This is a genomic window from Streptomyces sp. NPDC051183 (assembly GCF_040682455.1).
In the GTDB taxonomy this organism is placed as follows: Bacteria; Actinomycetota; Actinomycetes; order Streptomycetales; family Streptomycetaceae; genus Streptomyces.
The window spans coordinates 41612-55772 of record NZ_JBFBBA010000003.1; the positions used below are offsets into that span (position 1 = coordinate 41612).

Annotated in this window: 14 protein-coding genes and 1 pseudogene; 10 read left to right on the forward strand and 5 right to left on the reverse strand. The window is 71.8% G+C overall.

Annotated elements, in window-relative coordinates:
- Window positions 1–46: 46 nt before the first annotated feature.
- From AB0M99_RS03410 to AB0M99_RS03420, 3 genes and pseudogenes are all read left to right on the forward strand, one after another.
- Complete coding sequence (locus AB0M99_RS03410) at window positions 47–1423, forward strand: GH1 family beta-glucosidase (RefSeq protein ID WP_365916955.1); 1377 nt, start codon at window positions 47–49, stop codon at window positions 1421–1423.
- Complete coding sequence (locus AB0M99_RS03415; protein WP_365916956.1) at window positions 1420–2691, forward strand: MFS transporter; 1272 nt, start codon at window positions 1420–1422, stop codon at window positions 2689–2691. Before AB0M99_RS03410 ends, AB0M99_RS03415 begins: the two co-directional genes overlap by 4 nt.
- A 265-nt stretch (window positions 2692–2956) precedes the next feature.
- A pseudogene (locus tag AB0M99_RS03420) lies at window positions 2957–3727 on the forward strand (VanW family protein); the annotation flags it as partial.
- Between the two features lie 3 nt (window positions 3728–3730).
- On the opposite strand, the gene AB0M99_RS03425 reads toward AB0M99_RS03420, so the two are convergent.
- Together AB0M99_RS03425 and AB0M99_RS03430 are read right to left on the reverse strand one after the other, a co-directional pair.
- Window positions 3731–3949, reverse strand: coding sequence for a hypothetical protein (locus AB0M99_RS03425; protein ID WP_365916957.1), 219 nt, complete (start codon window positions 3947–3949; stop codon window positions 3731–3733).
- The gene (locus tag AB0M99_RS03430; protein ID WP_365916958.1) at window positions 3946–4095 is read right to left on the reverse strand and encodes a hypothetical protein; all 150 of its coding nucleotides are present in this window, start codon (window positions 4093–4095) and stop codon (window positions 3946–3948) included. Before AB0M99_RS03430 ends, AB0M99_RS03425 begins: the two co-directional genes overlap by 4 nt.
- Before the next feature lie 405 nt (window positions 4096–4500).
- Between AB0M99_RS03430 and AB0M99_RS03435 the strand changes: the two genes are divergently transcribed.
- Together AB0M99_RS03435 and infA are read left to right on the forward strand one after the other, a co-directional pair.
- Window positions 4501–5295 carry a GNAT family N-acetyltransferase gene (locus AB0M99_RS03435; RefSeq protein WP_365916959.1) on the forward strand — a complete coding sequence of 265 codons (795 nt, stop codon included), beginning with the start codon at window positions 4501–4503 and terminating at the stop codon, window positions 5293–5295.
- An 80-nt stretch (window positions 5296–5375) separates the two neighbouring features.
- Complete coding sequence (gene infA, locus AB0M99_RS03440; protein ID WP_365916960.1) at window positions 5376–5597, forward strand: translation initiation factor IF-1; 222 nt, start codon at window positions 5376–5378, stop codon at window positions 5595–5597.
- Window positions 5598–5687: 90 nt separating this feature from the next.
- Here infA and AB0M99_RS03445 read toward each other — a convergent pair whose 3' ends face one another.
- The gene (locus tag AB0M99_RS03445; protein ID WP_365916961.1) at window positions 5688–6278 is read right to left on the reverse strand and encodes a GNAT family N-acetyltransferase; all 591 of its coding nucleotides are present in this window, start codon (window positions 6276–6278) and stop codon (window positions 5688–5690) included.
- 215 nt (window positions 6279–6493) lie between these two features.
- Here AB0M99_RS03445 and AB0M99_RS03450 point away from each other — a divergent pair, with 215 nt between their 5' ends.
- Genes AB0M99_RS03450 through AB0M99_RS03460 form a run of 3 tightly spaced genes read left to right on the forward strand, consistent with a single transcriptional unit; the run spans window position 6494 to window position 9101 of the window.
- Window positions 6494–6733: a hypothetical protein gene (locus AB0M99_RS03450; protein WP_365916962.1), complete on the forward strand. Its 240-nt coding sequence runs from the start codon at window positions 6494–6496 to the stop codon at window positions 6731–6733.
- Window positions 6727–7332 (forward strand): hypothetical protein, encoded by a 606-nt coding sequence (locus AB0M99_RS03455; RefSeq protein WP_365916963.1) that lies wholly within the window; start codon window positions 6727–6729, stop codon window positions 7330–7332. Before AB0M99_RS03450 ends, AB0M99_RS03455 begins: the two co-directional genes overlap by 7 nt.
- 5 nt (window positions 7333–7337) lie before the next feature.
- Window positions 7338–9101 (forward strand): IclR family transcriptional regulator C-terminal domain-containing protein, encoded by a 1764-nt coding sequence (locus AB0M99_RS03460; protein ID WP_365916964.1) that lies wholly within the window; start codon window positions 7338–7340, stop codon window positions 9099–9101.
- 201 nt (window positions 9102–9302) lie between these two features.
- On the opposite strand, the gene AB0M99_RS03465 is transcribed toward AB0M99_RS03460, so the two are convergent.
- Window positions 9303–9788 carry a hypothetical protein gene (locus tag AB0M99_RS03465; RefSeq protein WP_365916965.1) on the reverse strand — a complete coding sequence of 162 codons (486 nt, stop codon included), beginning with the start codon at window positions 9786–9788 and terminating at the stop codon, window positions 9303–9305.
- Between AB0M99_RS03465 and AB0M99_RS03470 the strand changes: the two genes are divergently transcribed.
- Both AB0M99_RS03470 and AB0M99_RS03475 read left to right on the forward strand, forming a co-directional pair.
- Entirely contained in the window at window positions 9754–9972 is a 219-nt protein-coding gene (locus tag AB0M99_RS03470) for a hypothetical protein (protein ID WP_365916966.1), read from the forward strand. The genes AB0M99_RS03465 and AB0M99_RS03470 overlap by 35 nt on opposite strands.
- A gap of 154 nt (window positions 9973–10126) precedes the next feature.
- Window positions 10127–12097 carry an NAD-binding lipoprotein gene (locus AB0M99_RS03475; protein ID WP_365916967.1) on the forward strand — a complete coding sequence of 657 codons (1971 nt, stop codon included), beginning with the start codon at window positions 10127–10129 and terminating at the stop codon, window positions 12095–12097.
- Window positions 12098–12122: 25 nt separating this feature from the next.
- On the opposite strand, the gene AB0M99_RS03480 is transcribed toward AB0M99_RS03475, so the two are convergent.
- Window positions 12123–14090 carry an FAD-dependent oxidoreductase gene (locus AB0M99_RS03480; protein ID WP_365916968.1) on the reverse strand — a complete coding sequence of 656 codons (1968 nt, stop codon included), beginning with the start codon at window positions 14088–14090 and terminating at the stop codon, window positions 12123–12125.
- Window positions 14091–14161: the final 71 nt, after the last annotated feature.

Sequence of the window (14161 nt, forward strand, 5' to 3'; positions counted from 1 at the left end):
GTGCCGTGAGCAACGCGCACACTCACACCGAGCTAAGCGAGTCCACATGGCAGCGCCCGTACCCGAGTTCCCACCCGGCTTCACCTGGGGGGTCTCCGCCTCCGCCTTCCAGATCGAGGGCTCGCCCACCGCCGACGGCCGCGGCCCCTCCTCCTGGGACGCCTTCACCGGGGAGCCCGGACGCGTCAAGGACGGCTCGCGTGCGGACGTGGCCACCGACCACTACCGGCGCTACCGGGAGGACGTGGCGCTGATGTCCGAACTGGGCGTCGGCGCCTACCGGTTCTCGGTCTCATGGTCCCGCGTCCTGCCCGAAGGCCACGGCCGGGTCAACGGCAAGGGGCTGGACTTCTACGACCGGCTCGTCGACGAGCTGTGTGCCTCGGGGATCGCTCCGGTGCCCACCCTCTTCCACTGGGACACCCCGCTCGCCCTGGAGGAGCGGGGCGGGTGGCTGGTCCGCGACACCGCCGAACGGTTCGCGGAGTACGCCTCGGTGGTCGCCCGGCGCCTCGCCGACCGCGTGCCCATGTGGATCACCATCAACGAACCCGCCGAGGTCACCCTCCTCGGCTACGGCCTCGGGGAGCACGCCCCCGGCAAACGGCTCGTCTTCGACGCCCTGCCCGCGGCCCACCACCAACTCCTGGCCCACGGACTGGGCGTACAGGCCCTGCGCGCCGAGGGCGCCGCCCGGATCGGCATCGCCGTCTCGCACAGCCCCGTCTGGGCGGCGAGCGGCGGCGACGCCGACCGGGAGGCCGCCGAGCTGTACGACACGCTCACGAACCGGCTCTTCGCGGATCCTATCCTGACGGGCGCCTACCCGGACGAGGGGCTGGCCTCCCTGCTGCCCGGCCCGGTGGCGGAGGACCTCAGGACGATCTCGGCCCCGCTGGACTGGTACGGGATCAACTACTACAACCCGATGCTCGTCGGCGCCCCCGAGCCGGCCTCCCCCGCCGGATCCGAGTTCGGCGGCATCGAGATTCCGTCGGACCTGCCCTTCGCCATCCGCCAGATCGAGGGGCGCGAGCTCACCGACTTCGGCTGGCCCGTGGTCCCGGACGGGCTCCGCGAACTGCTCGCCACCCTGCGCGAGCGCTACGGCGACCGGCTGCCGCCCCTGTACATCACCGAGAACGGATGCTCGTACGGTGACGGGCCGGACCCCGCCACGGGGCGGATCGACGACGCCCGCCGCATCGCCTACCACGACGGCCACGTGCGCGCCCTGCACGAGGCGATGGCGGAGGGCGCCGATGTCCGCGGCTACTTCATCTGGTCGATCCTCGACAACTTCGAGTGGGCGGAGGGCTATCGGCAGCGGTTCGGGCTCGTCCACGTGGACTACGAGACGCTGGCGCGGACGCCCAAGGAGTCGTTCGCCTGGTACCGCGACCTGATCAAGAGCAGCAGATGACCGCCGAGGGGACGGCGGCCGGGGCGACCGGGGATACCGGCCAGGGAGCCGCCGAGGCCGCACCCCGGGCCGGGCGGCGATGGGTGGGCGCGCTGTCCCTCGCCAACCTCGGGGTCTGGGTCGGCTGGTTCGGCCCGCTGCAACTGCTCCTGGCGCGCCAGGCCGAACACCTCACCCCCGACCACAAGGCGTCCACCCTCGCCCTGGTGACGGGCGTGGGAGCGGCGGTGTCCATGGTCGCCAACCCCGTCTTCGGGGCGCTCTCGGACCGTACGACGGCGTCCGTGGGCCGCCGTATCCCCTGGGTGATCGCCGGGGTGGCCGGCGGGGCCGCCGGGCTGCTGGTCCTGGCCGGGGCGCGGAGCGTCACCACCGTGATCGCGGGCTGGTGCCTGGTCCAGCTCGCCCTCAACGCCGCGTTCGCCGCCCTCACCGCGGCCGTCCCCGACCAGGTGCCGCCCCGGCAGCGGGGGCTGGTCGGCGGATGGCTCGGCGTCTCCCAGGTCTGCGGCGTACTGGTGGGTACGGCGCTGGCCACGGCCGCGGGCGGAATCGGCGCCGGGTACCTCGCCTGCGCCGCCTTCTCGGTGCTCGCGGCCGTCCCGTACGTACTGATGCGGCGCGACACCCCGCTGTCCCCCGGCGCCCGGCCGCCCTTCCGGTGGGGAACGTTCCTCGCCGGCTTCTGGATCGACCCGCGCCGCCATCCCGACTTCGGGTGGGCCTGGCTCACCCGGTTCCTGATGAACCTGTCGTACTCGATCAGCACGATGTACCTGCTCTACTACCTGACCGACGCGGTGCACTACGAGGACGACGCGGACACCGGGGTGCTGGTCCTCACCGCGCTCAACGCACTGACCCTGCTCTGCACGGTGGTGATCAGCGGGATCCGGTCCGACCGCAGCGGCCGCAGGAAGTCCTACGTCATCCGGTCGGGGCTGGTCATCTCCGCGGCCACCCTGCTGCTCGCGGTCTGGCAGACCTGGACCGGCGCGGTCGTCGCCTCGCTCGTCCTCGGCCTGGGCTTCGGCGTGTACACCGCGGTGGACTTCGCCCTGCTCACGGACGTGCTGCCGACCGCGGAGGACCGGGGCAGGGACCTGGGCGTCATCAACATCGCCAACGCCCTGCCCCAGGTGCTGGCCCCGGCGGTCGCGGCCCCGATCGTCATCCACTTCGGCGGGTACACGGCCCTGTACGCGCTGGCGGGGGCCCTGGCCCTGGTGGGGTCGGTGCTGGTCCGCCGGATCCGCTCGGTGCCCTGAGGCCGCCCCTCGTGAGGATCGGCACAGTTTTGCCCCATTCGGGCGAAATCGGGTCACGATGGTTGGACCCACCGACCGACACTCCAGAGCGACGGGCAGACACATGCGACGCGCACACCGCCGTACAGCCACCAGGCACATCGCCCTGACGCTGGCGGGAGCGGCCGTCGCGCTCGGCTTCGGCGGCTTCTCCGCCTCCGCCGCGGCGGCCGCCGACGGGACCGCGGACCGCGCCGCGAACCGGGCCGTCGTCGCCGAGGCCGGGCAGAAGCTGTCCTCCTTCACGGTCAGCTTCCCGGCCGCGCCGTACCGCACCCACAACATCGCTCGCGCCGTGGAGCTGATCAACGGCGGGGTCGTGCGCCCGGGCGGGATCTGGAGCTTCAACAAGACGGTCGGCGAGCGGACCCCGGAGAACGGCTTCGTCGACGGAATCATGATCAACGACGGCCGCTACGTGAAGGCGCCCGGCGGCGGCGTCTCCGCCGTCGCGACGACCATGTACAACGCCATGTTCTTCGCGGGCCTGAAGCCGGTGGAGCACGGGGCACACTCCTTCTACATCGAGCGCTACCCCGAGGGCCGCGAGGCCACCGTCGCCTGGGGCACCCTCGACCTGCGCTGGCAGAACGACTCCGGGCACCCCGTCCGCATCCGGGCCACGTCCACCGACACCTCGGTGACGATCACCCTGCTGGGCACGAAGAAGTACGACGAGATACGCGCGACCCACAGCCCGCGCACCCACATCACGCCCCCGGCCAAGCGCACCGAGACGGGCCCCGACTGCGAGGCGCAGACCCCCCTGGAGGGGTTCGACGTCTCCGTCGACCGCGTCTTCGTACGGGGCGGCCGGGAGGTCGGCCGGGAGACCTTCCGTACTCACTACACCCCGCGCGACGAGGTCGTCTGCACCCCGGCGAGCCCGTCGCCCAGCGCCACGCCGTCCACCCCCGGCACCACGGGCGCCCCGAGCACCCCCGCGGCCCCGCAGGCGGCCCCCACCGCCACCGCCACCCCCACCGCCACCCGCTAGGCGTCACGGCGCGGCACCAGCAGGCCGCCGGCGAGCAGCGCCGCCCCCGTCCACGCCGCGAGGACGCCCAGGCCTGTCCACGGGCCGATGGGCAGCGCGTCCAGGCGGGTCGCGCACCGTGGCCAGGGCCGCACCGGCGACGGCGAGCACCCAGCCGCGTACGGTACGCAGCTTCGTCCACTCGGCGCGCAGCAGCCGCGCGAAGGTCTCCGTACGGGTCATCGCGCCGACTCCCCCGCCGTCGCGGGCCCGGCGTACTCCACCGCGTCCCGGGTGAGCCGCATGTGGGCCTCCTCAAGGGTCGCGCGGTGCGCCGACACCTCGGCGAACGGCACCGGGGTGCCGCGCTCGGCGGTGTCCGCGGACACGCCGGCCCCGGCGCCGTGCAGCACCGCGCACGCCCGGTCGGCGGCGGAGGTGCGTACAGGGCGACTTGTGACCCGATGCGCTTGTGTACGCCGACGATCTCGATCGTCGCGCCGATGTGTTCTCTCATGCCCCCACGGTGCAGGGCGGCACATCACAGGGGCGGAACGGGAGCCGTCGTACCGCTGTCATGCCCCCCGCCGGCCGGGCTTCGGTCCGTCGAAAAAAGGAGTTGGGCGGGCCGGCGCCGGTTGGTACGGTGCCGGAGGACGTGACCGAACACCCGGAGGTGAGACCCATGAACGCTGTATGCAGGTGGGTACTCCCCCTTTCCGTCACGGTGGGCGGCTGACGCAGGCGTCGCCGGGAGTGCCTCAGGACAGGGCACTCACGAAAGGGCGACACCTATGAATCCCATGCCTCCCACTCCCGGCACGGACGATCCCGCCGTAGCGATCTCCCGGGTCGCGGAACACCAATGGCACGCCGTCGAGGACGGCCGGGAGGTCGGACGGGGCGATGCTTCGCGCCGACCCGACGGGCGCCTCTTCCTCAGCGTCGACGCCTGGCACGCCGCGGCATTCGACCGGCTCGCCGCCGCGATGGTGGCGGACCTTCCGGCCCCGCTGCACGCCCTGGTCGGCGAGGGCGACCTCGACTCGGCATCCGGGTGGCAGCGGGCCGGCTTCACGATCGGTCGGCGGGAGCGGGAGTACCTCGTGCCCACCGACCCGGGGACCACCGGCCTCGGCTCCGCGCAACTCCCCTCGGGTGTACGGATCTTGCCCGTCGGAGAGGCGGAGTACGATCCCTTGTGCGCCTTGGACCGCGCGATTCGCGACGAGGTCGGGGCCGTGGTCGGCTGGCAGCGGATGCCGGCCGAGGTGCCGATCCCGGCCGGAGCCATCGTCGTGGACCCGTCGAAGTACGCCGTGGCAGTGCGGGCCGATCGCTACGTGGGGATGGTCCGGCTGGCGCCCGTACCCCGGCAGCCGCGCATCGGCCTGATCGCCGTCCGGACCGATGAGCACCGCCACGGCATCGCCAGGGCGCTGCTGGCCTCGGTCCTGGGCGGGCTGCACCGCTCCGGGGTCGCGGCCGCACGGGCCGAAGTCGACGAGGCCAACGCTGCGGCCATGGCGCTGTTCGAGAGCGTGGCCACCCAACCTGCAGGCTGCAACCTGGAGTTGGTGCGCCGCTGACGCGCCACGGGAACCGCGCGTACACCGCAATTCATTTCATCAACCAAACTCACCGTCACAGCACGGGAAAGTGAGCGAACTTGCCGAGAACAGCAGGCGCCCTCGAAACCGAGGGCACCGTCATCGAGTGTCTGCGTAACGCCACCTTCAGGGTGGAGCTGGAGAACGGGCACAAGGTCCTCGCCCACATCAGCGGGAAGATCCGGAAGAACTACATCAAGATCCTCCCCTTCGACCGGGTGATCGTGGAACTCAGCCCGTACGACCTCACCCGCGGCCGCATCCTCTACCGCTACAGGTAACGGCTACCGGTATCGGCTACCGGTCACGACTGCCGCGAACAGCCGGGCCCCGACGGTCTGTCACCGTCGGGGCCCGGCTGCGGGTGGCTGCTACCTCGGGTCGCCCTGGACGAGAGCGTGCAGGTGCTCGTCGTGCCATCCGTCCGCGTGCAGCAGCGCGCTGCGCATGGTGCCCTCGTACGAGTAGCCGGCCTTCTCCGCGACACGGCAGGACGCCGGGTTGGCGACCGAGTGGCACAGGCGCAGGCGATGCAGGCCGAGGTCGTTCAGGGCCCACTCGCTGGCGCGCTTCGCGGCCTCGACGGCCACACCGCCACCGCGGGCCGAGGGGAGGATCCAGTAGACGATCTCGGCGCTGCCGCCGACGAGGTCGATGTCGCCCCAGCCGATGAGCCCCACGGCCGCCCCGCCCGGTCGTGCGATGGCCCAGATCGCGCTGAGCTCGGCCCGCCAGCGCTCGTGCATGCGCTCGATCCGCTGCTGCGCCTCTTCCCGGGTCTCCACGAACAGGCGGTTCCACTGCCGCACCCCGGCATCCTGACCGGCCGCCACCAGCACCTCGGCGTCGGCGAGCTGCCAGGGACGCAGTTCCAGGCCGCCCGGAAGGCCGAGGGTCGGCTGGTCCAGGGCGGCCATCCGACCCGCCGGGACGACTGCGGGTATGCCTGAGCTGGAGATCATTTGCAGCATCCTGCCACAGTTCCGACCGCACCGGACCGGCCCGCTCGCGAGTGGGCGCCGTGATCACATGCGGGCGATTGCGGTCATCATCGGTCGCCGGGCAATTCCACGGCCGGGGCTTCGTAGTAGTGGTGTGACGCAGGTTGCGTCGTTCCGAGCAGGAAGATCTGGAGCCTGAATTGACACCCCCGGTTTGGACCGAGTTGCTCTCGGTCGTGGCTGGCTCGGTCCCCGTGGCCGCCGCGTTCTGCCAGCCCTGGGCCGCGGAGATGGGGCGACGGTTCGCGCGCCGCCCCGCCGCGCACGGTGTGGGCGCACCGGCACGGTGCGGGCCGTGCGCCCGTACGGCGACTGTGGTGATCCGCTACGAGCTGCCCGAGGGCGGCCGGGTGACGGTGTGGAACACCGTCACCGGGTCCGCGCACGACGGGCAGGAGGAGAGCGGCCCATGGTGAGCAGTAGTTCCGAGGACGAGGAGCGCCGGCGCCAGAAGGCCGTACGGCTCCATTTCAGCGACCACGCCGAGGAGTACGGCCGGAAAGTGATGGCCGCGTTACGGACCGCCTACCCGAGCATGCACGACTATTGGGAGGAACTCGCTCAAGAGGCGCACGAGAGGACGCTGCGGGTGTGGCTGGAGGGCCGGAACGACCCGGACCGTCCCGTCCTCCCGTACATGAAGCAGGTTGCCAGGAACATCGCCGTGGACGCGCTGCGCTCGCCGGAGCGGCCGCTGGAGGACGAGGCGCTGCTTCCGCTGGCCGAAGAGCGGGGAGTGCACCAGCACGAGTTGCTGACGCCACCCGATCCGGCGTTCCTCCTCGCGCTCGAGGCGATAGCGAACATGAAGCCTTCAAAGCGCAAAGCCGTCGCCGAGGCCCAGATCCAGGGCGACGATGAGAACACGATCGCGGTAGACCTGCAGACCCCGCCCGCGCAGGTCCGCTCCCTGAGCAGCAAGGCATCCAGGGACCTCCGCTGCACGGACGAGCTCCAGTCCTTCATCCGCTGGGGACACCACAGGAAGCACCGGCGCGGGGAAGAGGACGCGTGACTGGCATGATCAGGAACGACATCGGACAGACGCTCCTGAGGCCCTGGGGGCCGCGTGCAGCCGCCGAGCGCATGCCCGGTCAGCGGCCGCGCAGGGACTACTGGGACCGGCCCGAGGGCGACTGGGGCCGCCTACTTGTCGGGCCGGACGCACTGGCGAGGCACGAGCACGCGAATTCCTGCTACCGGATGGGCAGCCGGGCACTCCGGCTCGGCGATGGGCGCCTGGCAGTCACCTGGCTCAAGAACGCCTGCATGGAGTTGCATCCCGGAGCCGCCTTCCGGCTGGCCGTGGCATTGTGGCGGGAGGCGTACGACCGCGGCCGGGCCGCGACCGTCCGAGAAGAGGTACTCGGGGTCCTGGAGGCCGCGGCCCGGTTCGGCCACGGTGACGCGCGGATCCTGCTGGACCTCCACGCCCGGGCGGAGCTGCCCCGGGCGCAGGACCAGCCGGTGGCCTGGCAGGATCCCGATTACGTCCCCGCGGTCGCTCAGCTCCTCGACTCCTACCCGCCGTCCCCGCGCCCCGTCCCGCCCGTGGCGGCCGCGCCGCCGCCGCCCGCCCCGGACCCGGCTCCGGCCCCGGCTCCGGCCGGCGGTGCCACTGCGCAGCAGTACTCCCCGTACGCCCTGCGGGCTGCGGCGGTGGCCTCCGCCGCCCAGCAGATGAACGAGCCGCTGGGGCGGCAGCGGTGGGAATCGGCCATGCGGGTCCTGGACGTGCTCGACGTCATCGCCTCCGCCGGCCGGCCGGTGGACAGCGAGCGGATCCGCACCCGCACCAGCCTGCCCCACCGGGTACTGGAGCAGTTACTGCTCTGGCTGTGCGGGCAGGGTCTGGTCGAGCGCCTTCCCGACGCGTCCTACATGGCCGGCCCCCTGCTGAAGATGATGTCCACCGAACCGGGACCGGTCCGGCCGCAGAGCATCCTGCACCGCGCCCTGGGGCGGCTGCGCGACACGGTCGACGCCGCGGTGTACCTGGGCACCTACGAGCAGGGCGAGGTGTCGATCACCCACTGCGCGGACGGGCCCTCGGCGCCGCGGGTCCAGGAATGGGTCGACTTCCGGGCCGCCGCCCATGCCAGTGCGGTCGGCAAGAGCCTCCTGCACCAGCTCGACTTCGACAGCCGCATGGACCACCTCGCCCGGCGCAAGGCCGTCCAGTTGACCCCGCGGACCATCACCGAGCCCTCGGCGCTGTTCCGGTCCATCGACCACCACGGCCCGCAGGCCGTCCAGTTCGACCTCCTGGAGTACTCCGGCGAGGAGGTGTGCGTCGCCGTACCGCTCGGCATCGGAGGACAGGCCGGGTGCGTCGCCCTGTCGCTGCCCGTGGCCCAGCGGCACCGGCTGCTCGGGATCGCGCGGGTCCTGAGCGACCAGGCCACCGGGCTGCTGCTGTCGCTGCTCCTGGCCTCCGCCCCTCCGGTGGTCGAAACCGGGCGCCAGGGCCACCCCGGCGTCCGTACGGGCCCCGACACCCGCGCTGCCGGACGAGCCGCGCCTCCCACCCGAACCGCGGCACCGGGCGACACCCCTGCGCGGCGCGCGGGCAGGAACCCCGGGCTGCTGTGGGTCCCGGCCGCCGCCGGACTCGTGGCACCCGGCACCACCGAGAACGACGAATCGCACACCGACGACCACGACCACAGGAGTGAACAACCCCACCGGAACGGCATCCACTTCGGGCGTCACGGAAGGCTGACCGCCCGCCTGAACGAGTTCTCGGCACTGCGCACCCGCCACCTCACGGACAGCAGCGCCTGACCACCCGCCACCGGTCTGCCCCGGACACCTTCGTCCGGGGCAGACCGGTGGCGCATGCAGGTACCGGTCCGACGATCCGTTCAGGGAACCGAAGTTGCCCCCTGTTCGTGACAGCGGCGCTTACCCTGCGGGAGTTGTCACAGGTTCAACACCGCTTCTCTACACCGAGGTCCGAGGAGATCCATGGTCGACACCGTCAACTCACTGGCCAGTCGTGTTCACGAACTGCTGGTGGCGCTCATGACCCACGGCCTCCCCCCGGTGACTCCGGGGCGAAACGTTTCCTCCTCGACCGCCGCCGACCCCGTCGCAAGCCTCCAGGACGTCGTCGCGCGCGCCGCCGCGCTCGGCCCCGACGGCACCTGGCTCGTCGCCGCCGCCCACTGGAACCTCAGTGTCGTGGCCATCGCCCGCGGTCAGACGGACCCGGCCGTCTTCCATCTCGACGCCGCGGTGACGGCCGGCTTCAACGACTGCGTGGTGCTCCACGCCGCCCCCGCACGTCCGCTGCACGACGATCCCCGCTTCCAGGCCCTCTATCAGCGGATGCGCATCACCCAGGCCGACCTCGACGAGTTGTTCTGGCTGCACCAGGAGATGCAGATCATGACGGAGGACGCCCAGCAAGCGAGCATCGACAACATCGGCCGCCTTGAAGGCGGAGTTCCAGCGCAGCTCCGGCAACACCAGCCTGAGCCTCATCGACGACACGTGGGACTACACCCGGGCCAGGCGCGACGCCTGGCACGCCGACAACCTGGAATCCCGGTACCAGCGGGCCGCCGACGCCCGGGCCTTCGTCGAACGCCCCGGCGCCGGAACCATGCTCATGCCCTGCCCGCCGCTGGGCTCGATCTCCTTCCCGGCCTGAGCCGGCCGGAGTCCGGCCGGGGCGTGCGTTCGTTCATACCTCTGAGTGAGGTCGGGCGCCACCACGGGGGGGTGGATGCGGAGATCTGCCTAGGGTGGCTTCCGGAGCGGGCAGCCGCTCCGATCCACGCGTCGACTCACGTACGGGAGCTTGTGTGACGCAGCAGCACACGACGTCACTCCGGCTCCGCCTCCGGTACCGGTTCGACCATCTGGTGTCGGGGGGCACGGCCGTACTCATCGGCTGGCTCGCCCTGGCCTGCCTCGCCGTCGTCGTCCCGGCGAGCGTGGTTCTCGTGTGGTCCGACCGGGCCGCTCCGGCCACGCTCGCCGGGCGGCTCGCGGCCGTCTGGGTCAGCGTCGGCCAGACGCTGAAGATCGGGGGCGCCGTCGGCTCCCCGGTCCACGTGCTGGCCTCCGTGTCCCTCGCACTGGTGGCGCTGCTCTTCGTGTCGACCCTGGTCAGTCTGATCACCACGGGCATCAACCGCCGCATCATGTCGCTGCGCCTGGGTCACTCCACCGTGCTGGAGACTCGGCACACCGTCGTCCTGGGATGGTCGGACCAGGTCTTTCCGGTGATCGGGGAGCTGATCACCGCCAACGCGAACCAGCGCCGCTCCGCCGTCGCCGTGCTCGCCCCGCAGGACAAGGTGTGGATGGAGGAGGAGATCTCCACCCGCGTCGGCGCCAGTGGCAGGACACGGATCATCTGCCGCAACGGCAGCACCACCGATCCCTCAGAGCTGCGCCGAGTGAGTCCGCGCACCGCCAAGGCGGTGCTGGTGCTGCCTCCGGCCGGGGAAACCGGTGACGCCCATGTGGTGAAGACCCTGCTCGCCCTCGCCGCAGCCGTCCCCGGAGCCGGGTCCGGGTCCGGGTCCGGTGACAGCCAGGGGGAGGCAGAAGCCGTGGTGGTCGCCGCCGTCCGTGACTCCCGCAACCACATGACCGCCAGGCTGGCCGCCGGACCCACGGGGCACGTCCTGTGCGTCGACGACATCGTCGCCCGGCTCCTCGTCCAGACGGCCCGGCAGCCCGGACTCTCGCTCGTCTACTCGGAGTTGCTGGACTTCGAGGGCGACGAGTTCTACCCGGTCGCCGCCCAGGACCTCGTGGGGCGTACGTTCGGCGCGGCCCTGCTGTCGTTCGCCACGTCCTCGGCGGTCGGGCTGCTGCACGCCGACGGGAGGGTCACCCTCAATCCGGATCCGGGGGCGGTGATCGGTCCCGCCGACCGGATCATCGTCATCTCCCGGGACGACGACACGGCCGTACGGGCGGACGTGGCCTCCCACGTCGACGAGGCGGCCATCGTGACGGCCGGGCCCCGCACCGCCGAGGCCGAACGCCTCCTCCTGCTCGGCTGGAACCGCCGCGCCCCGCTCGTCATCGAGCAACTCGACCAGTACGTGAGCCCGGGAACCACCCTCGATGTCGTGGCGCTCGGCGAGTACGCCGCCACGCTCGACGCCCGCGCCGTCGCCCCCGCGCTGTCCCGCCTCGAAGTCTCCTTCCACGCGGGGGACATCACCGACCCGCTCACCCTGGCCAAAGTGGACGTGCCCTCGTACGACAGCGTGATCGTGATCGGCGAGACGGAGCCCTCGGCCGCGGGCCCTGCTTTCGAGGCGGTGGGCGTGACCGAGGATCCGGAGGCCCTGGCGGACGACAGGACCCTGGTCACCCTGTTGCACCTGCGGGCCATCGGGGACGCCGCCCGGCGGGAACCGGCGCTCACCACCGAGATGTCCGAGGACGGCAACCGGGTCCTCGCACCCGCCCGGGAGGGCGCCGACTTCATCGTGAGCGGCCGGCTGATCAGCCTCCTGATGACCCAGATCTCGGAGAGCCCGTATCTCGCCGAGGTCTTCCAGGAGTTGTTCACGGCGGAGGGCCACGAGTTCCACCTCAAGCCGGCCACGGACTACGTCCGGGCCGGTCAAGAGGTGTCCTTCGGCACCGCCGTCGAGTCGGCGCGGCGGCGCCGGGAGTGCGCGGTCGGGTACCGGCTGCGCGCGCGGAGCGCCACGGGCCCCGACTACGGGGTGCGGATCAACCCCGACAAGCGACAACGGGTCCGGTTCTCCGAGGAGGACTGGCTGATCGTGCTCGCCGAGAGCTGACGGACCGGCGCCGCCGGGGGCGCTGCTACGCCGTGTGCACTTCCAGGGCAGTCCGCACCGCGGATTCCAGGGCCCCCTCGATCCAGGCGGGCTTGATGGAGGTGTGGCAGCCCGCGAAGTGCAGGCTGCCCTCAGGCTTGCGGACGTGGGGGAACAGCTCGGTGTGCTGGCCGGGCAGCAGAACGGACGCCTCACCGTAGGCGTACGGGTCGCGCATCCAGGACTGGGTGCGGCCGACGCCCGTGTAGAACACCTCGATGCGCTGCCCGAACACCTCCTGGACCCCGGCGAGGGCGCGCGGGTAGCGTTCCTCGTCGTCCATGGAGTCCCACTTCAGGGCGTCGTCCGACCAGCTGTACGAGGCCAGGATGACGCCGCCGGCGCTGCCCTCGACGGGGTAGGAGGGCTGGAACATGAAGCGGTTGGGGTTGTCGGTGGCCGAGCCGCCGCCGATGACGTCGGCCGCCTCGGGCTGGTCGCGGGTGACGACGCGGCTGGCGGCGTAGTGGGAGCGCTGACCGGCGGTGATGTGGCCCTCGGGTACGGAGGAGTGGGCGCCGAGCAGGGATCCGGTCGCCGGGGTCTGCCCGGTCTGGTACTTCCGGTACAGGCCGGGTTGCACGGCCTCGAGCTCGCGCTTCCAGTCGGCCTCGTCGAACTCCCACCAGCGGCGGCTGAATTCGAGCAGCACCTTGGTGGCGGCGTCGTAGTGCAGTTCGGTGACCGCGCGCCGCTTGCCGTAGGAGAGCGCGGGGGTGATGGGGATGTGGCGCAGCCCGGAGAAGGGGACGGTGATGATCGCGGTGTCTGCGGCGAAGGTCTCGCGCCGCACCGGGCTGCCACCGCGGCCCTCGGAGACGGTCTCGACGGTGACCTTGCCCTTGCCGTGGGTGATGCGGGTGGCGCGGCGGTCGAGCCGTACGAGGTCCTTGACGCGCGCGTACAGTGCGTCGGCCAGGGTGGCGGTGCCGCCGGGCAGTTCGTAGAAGGCGGTGTCGGGGCTGATCAGCGAGGCGCCGATGAAGCTGTGGACGAAGGCGAGGTGCAGGCGGGAGGTGAGGTTCTCGACGGTTCCGATCAGGTCGATGGTCCGCTCGTCGAGCTTGGCCTCCTCCGTCAGGAAGCGGTACATCGACATGTGGCCGTAGCGCTGGATGACGCGCGCCCAGCCCTCGACGAGCTCCTTGTCCTTCTTGCCCTCGATCTCCTTGCGTACGGGGGCGAAGGCGTCGCGGACGATCTGCGAGGCGGGGACGGCCTCGTACGCCTTCGGGACGCCGAAGGAACGATTGAGCACCTGCGGGGCGCGCGCGTAGTCGGCGCGGCGGACGCGGATGCCGTTGACGTAGATCCACGTCCGGTAGGCGGGGCGGCCGGCGCCGTCCACGTCGACCAGGTGGAAGCGGCGGCGCTTGAGGCCGAGGCCGTCCATCAGTCCGGTGACCAGCGGGTGGCTGTCGGGGATGCGCATCGCGCCGGCCTCGGCGTACTGCTTGGGGTCGGCGAAGGGCGGGGCGGCGTTCTCGTGGCCGCCGGCGCGGAAGGTCTTGATGCGGCCGCCCACCCGGTTGGCGTTGGCCTCGATGACGGTGACCTGGTGACCGGCCTGGCGCAGCAGGTGGGCGGCGGTGAGGCCGGCCGGCCCGGCGCCGACGATCAGCACCTTCTTGCCGGGGCGGCGCGAGCGGGGCAGGCCGTTCTTCAGGAGGATGTCGGCGTAGCGCGGTACGAGCGGCTGGTCCTCCTCGTCGCGTACGAGGATGGCCCGGGCGATCGTGAGGCAGGCGTCCCAGTCGGCGACCGCGGAGCCGGGGACGGCCTGCGAGGTCTCGGCGGAGGTGAAGGCGAGCGTCAGTCCGCCGGCTCCCGCGACGGCGGCGGCGCCGGCGATGACGGTACGGCGCGAGGGCCTGCGGGAGGGCTCCGGTGCGGGCCCGCCGGAGGTCGCGGGGGGTTCGGGGGTTTCGGAGTTGGCATCGGGATCCATGATCATGGCCCCAACTCTTGCCGCCCTCAGAAGCCGGATCGGCCAGAATGCGCCCGCGCGCGCAAGTAACACCCGGA

Excerpts from the sequence above, each read along its gene's own strand:
- AB0M99_RS03415 (WP_365916956.1), top strand. The coding sequence starts at position 1,420 with ATGACCGCCGAGGGGACGGCGGCCGGGGCGACCGGGGATACCGGCCAG.
- AB0M99_RS03455 (WP_365916963.1), top strand. The coding sequence starts at position 6,727 with ATGGTGAGCAGTAGTTCCGAGGACGAGGAGCGCCGGCGCCAGAAGGCC.
- AB0M99_RS03410 (WP_365916955.1), top strand. The coding sequence starts at position 47 with ATGGCAGCGCCCGTACCCGAGTTCCCACCCGGCTTCACCTGGGGGGTC.
- AB0M99_RS03480 (WP_365916968.1), bottom strand. The coding sequence starts at position 14,090 with ATGATCATGGATCCCGATGCCAACTCCGAAACCCCCGAACCCCCCGCG.
- AB0M99_RS03425 (WP_365916957.1), bottom strand. The coding sequence starts at position 3,949 with ATGACCCGTACGGAGACCTTCGCGCGGCTGCTGCGCGCCGAGTGGACG.
- AB0M99_RS03445 (WP_365916961.1), bottom strand. The coding sequence starts at position 6,278 with ATGATCTCCAGCTCAGGCATACCCGCAGTCGTCCCGGCGGGTCGGATG.
- AB0M99_RS03460 (WP_365916964.1), top strand. The coding sequence starts at position 7,338 with ATGATCAGGAACGACATCGGACAGACGCTCCTGAGGCCCTGGGGGCCG.
- AB0M99_RS03435 (WP_365916959.1), top strand. The coding sequence starts at position 4,501 with ATGAATCCCATGCCTCCCACTCCCGGCACGGACGATCCCGCCGTAGCG.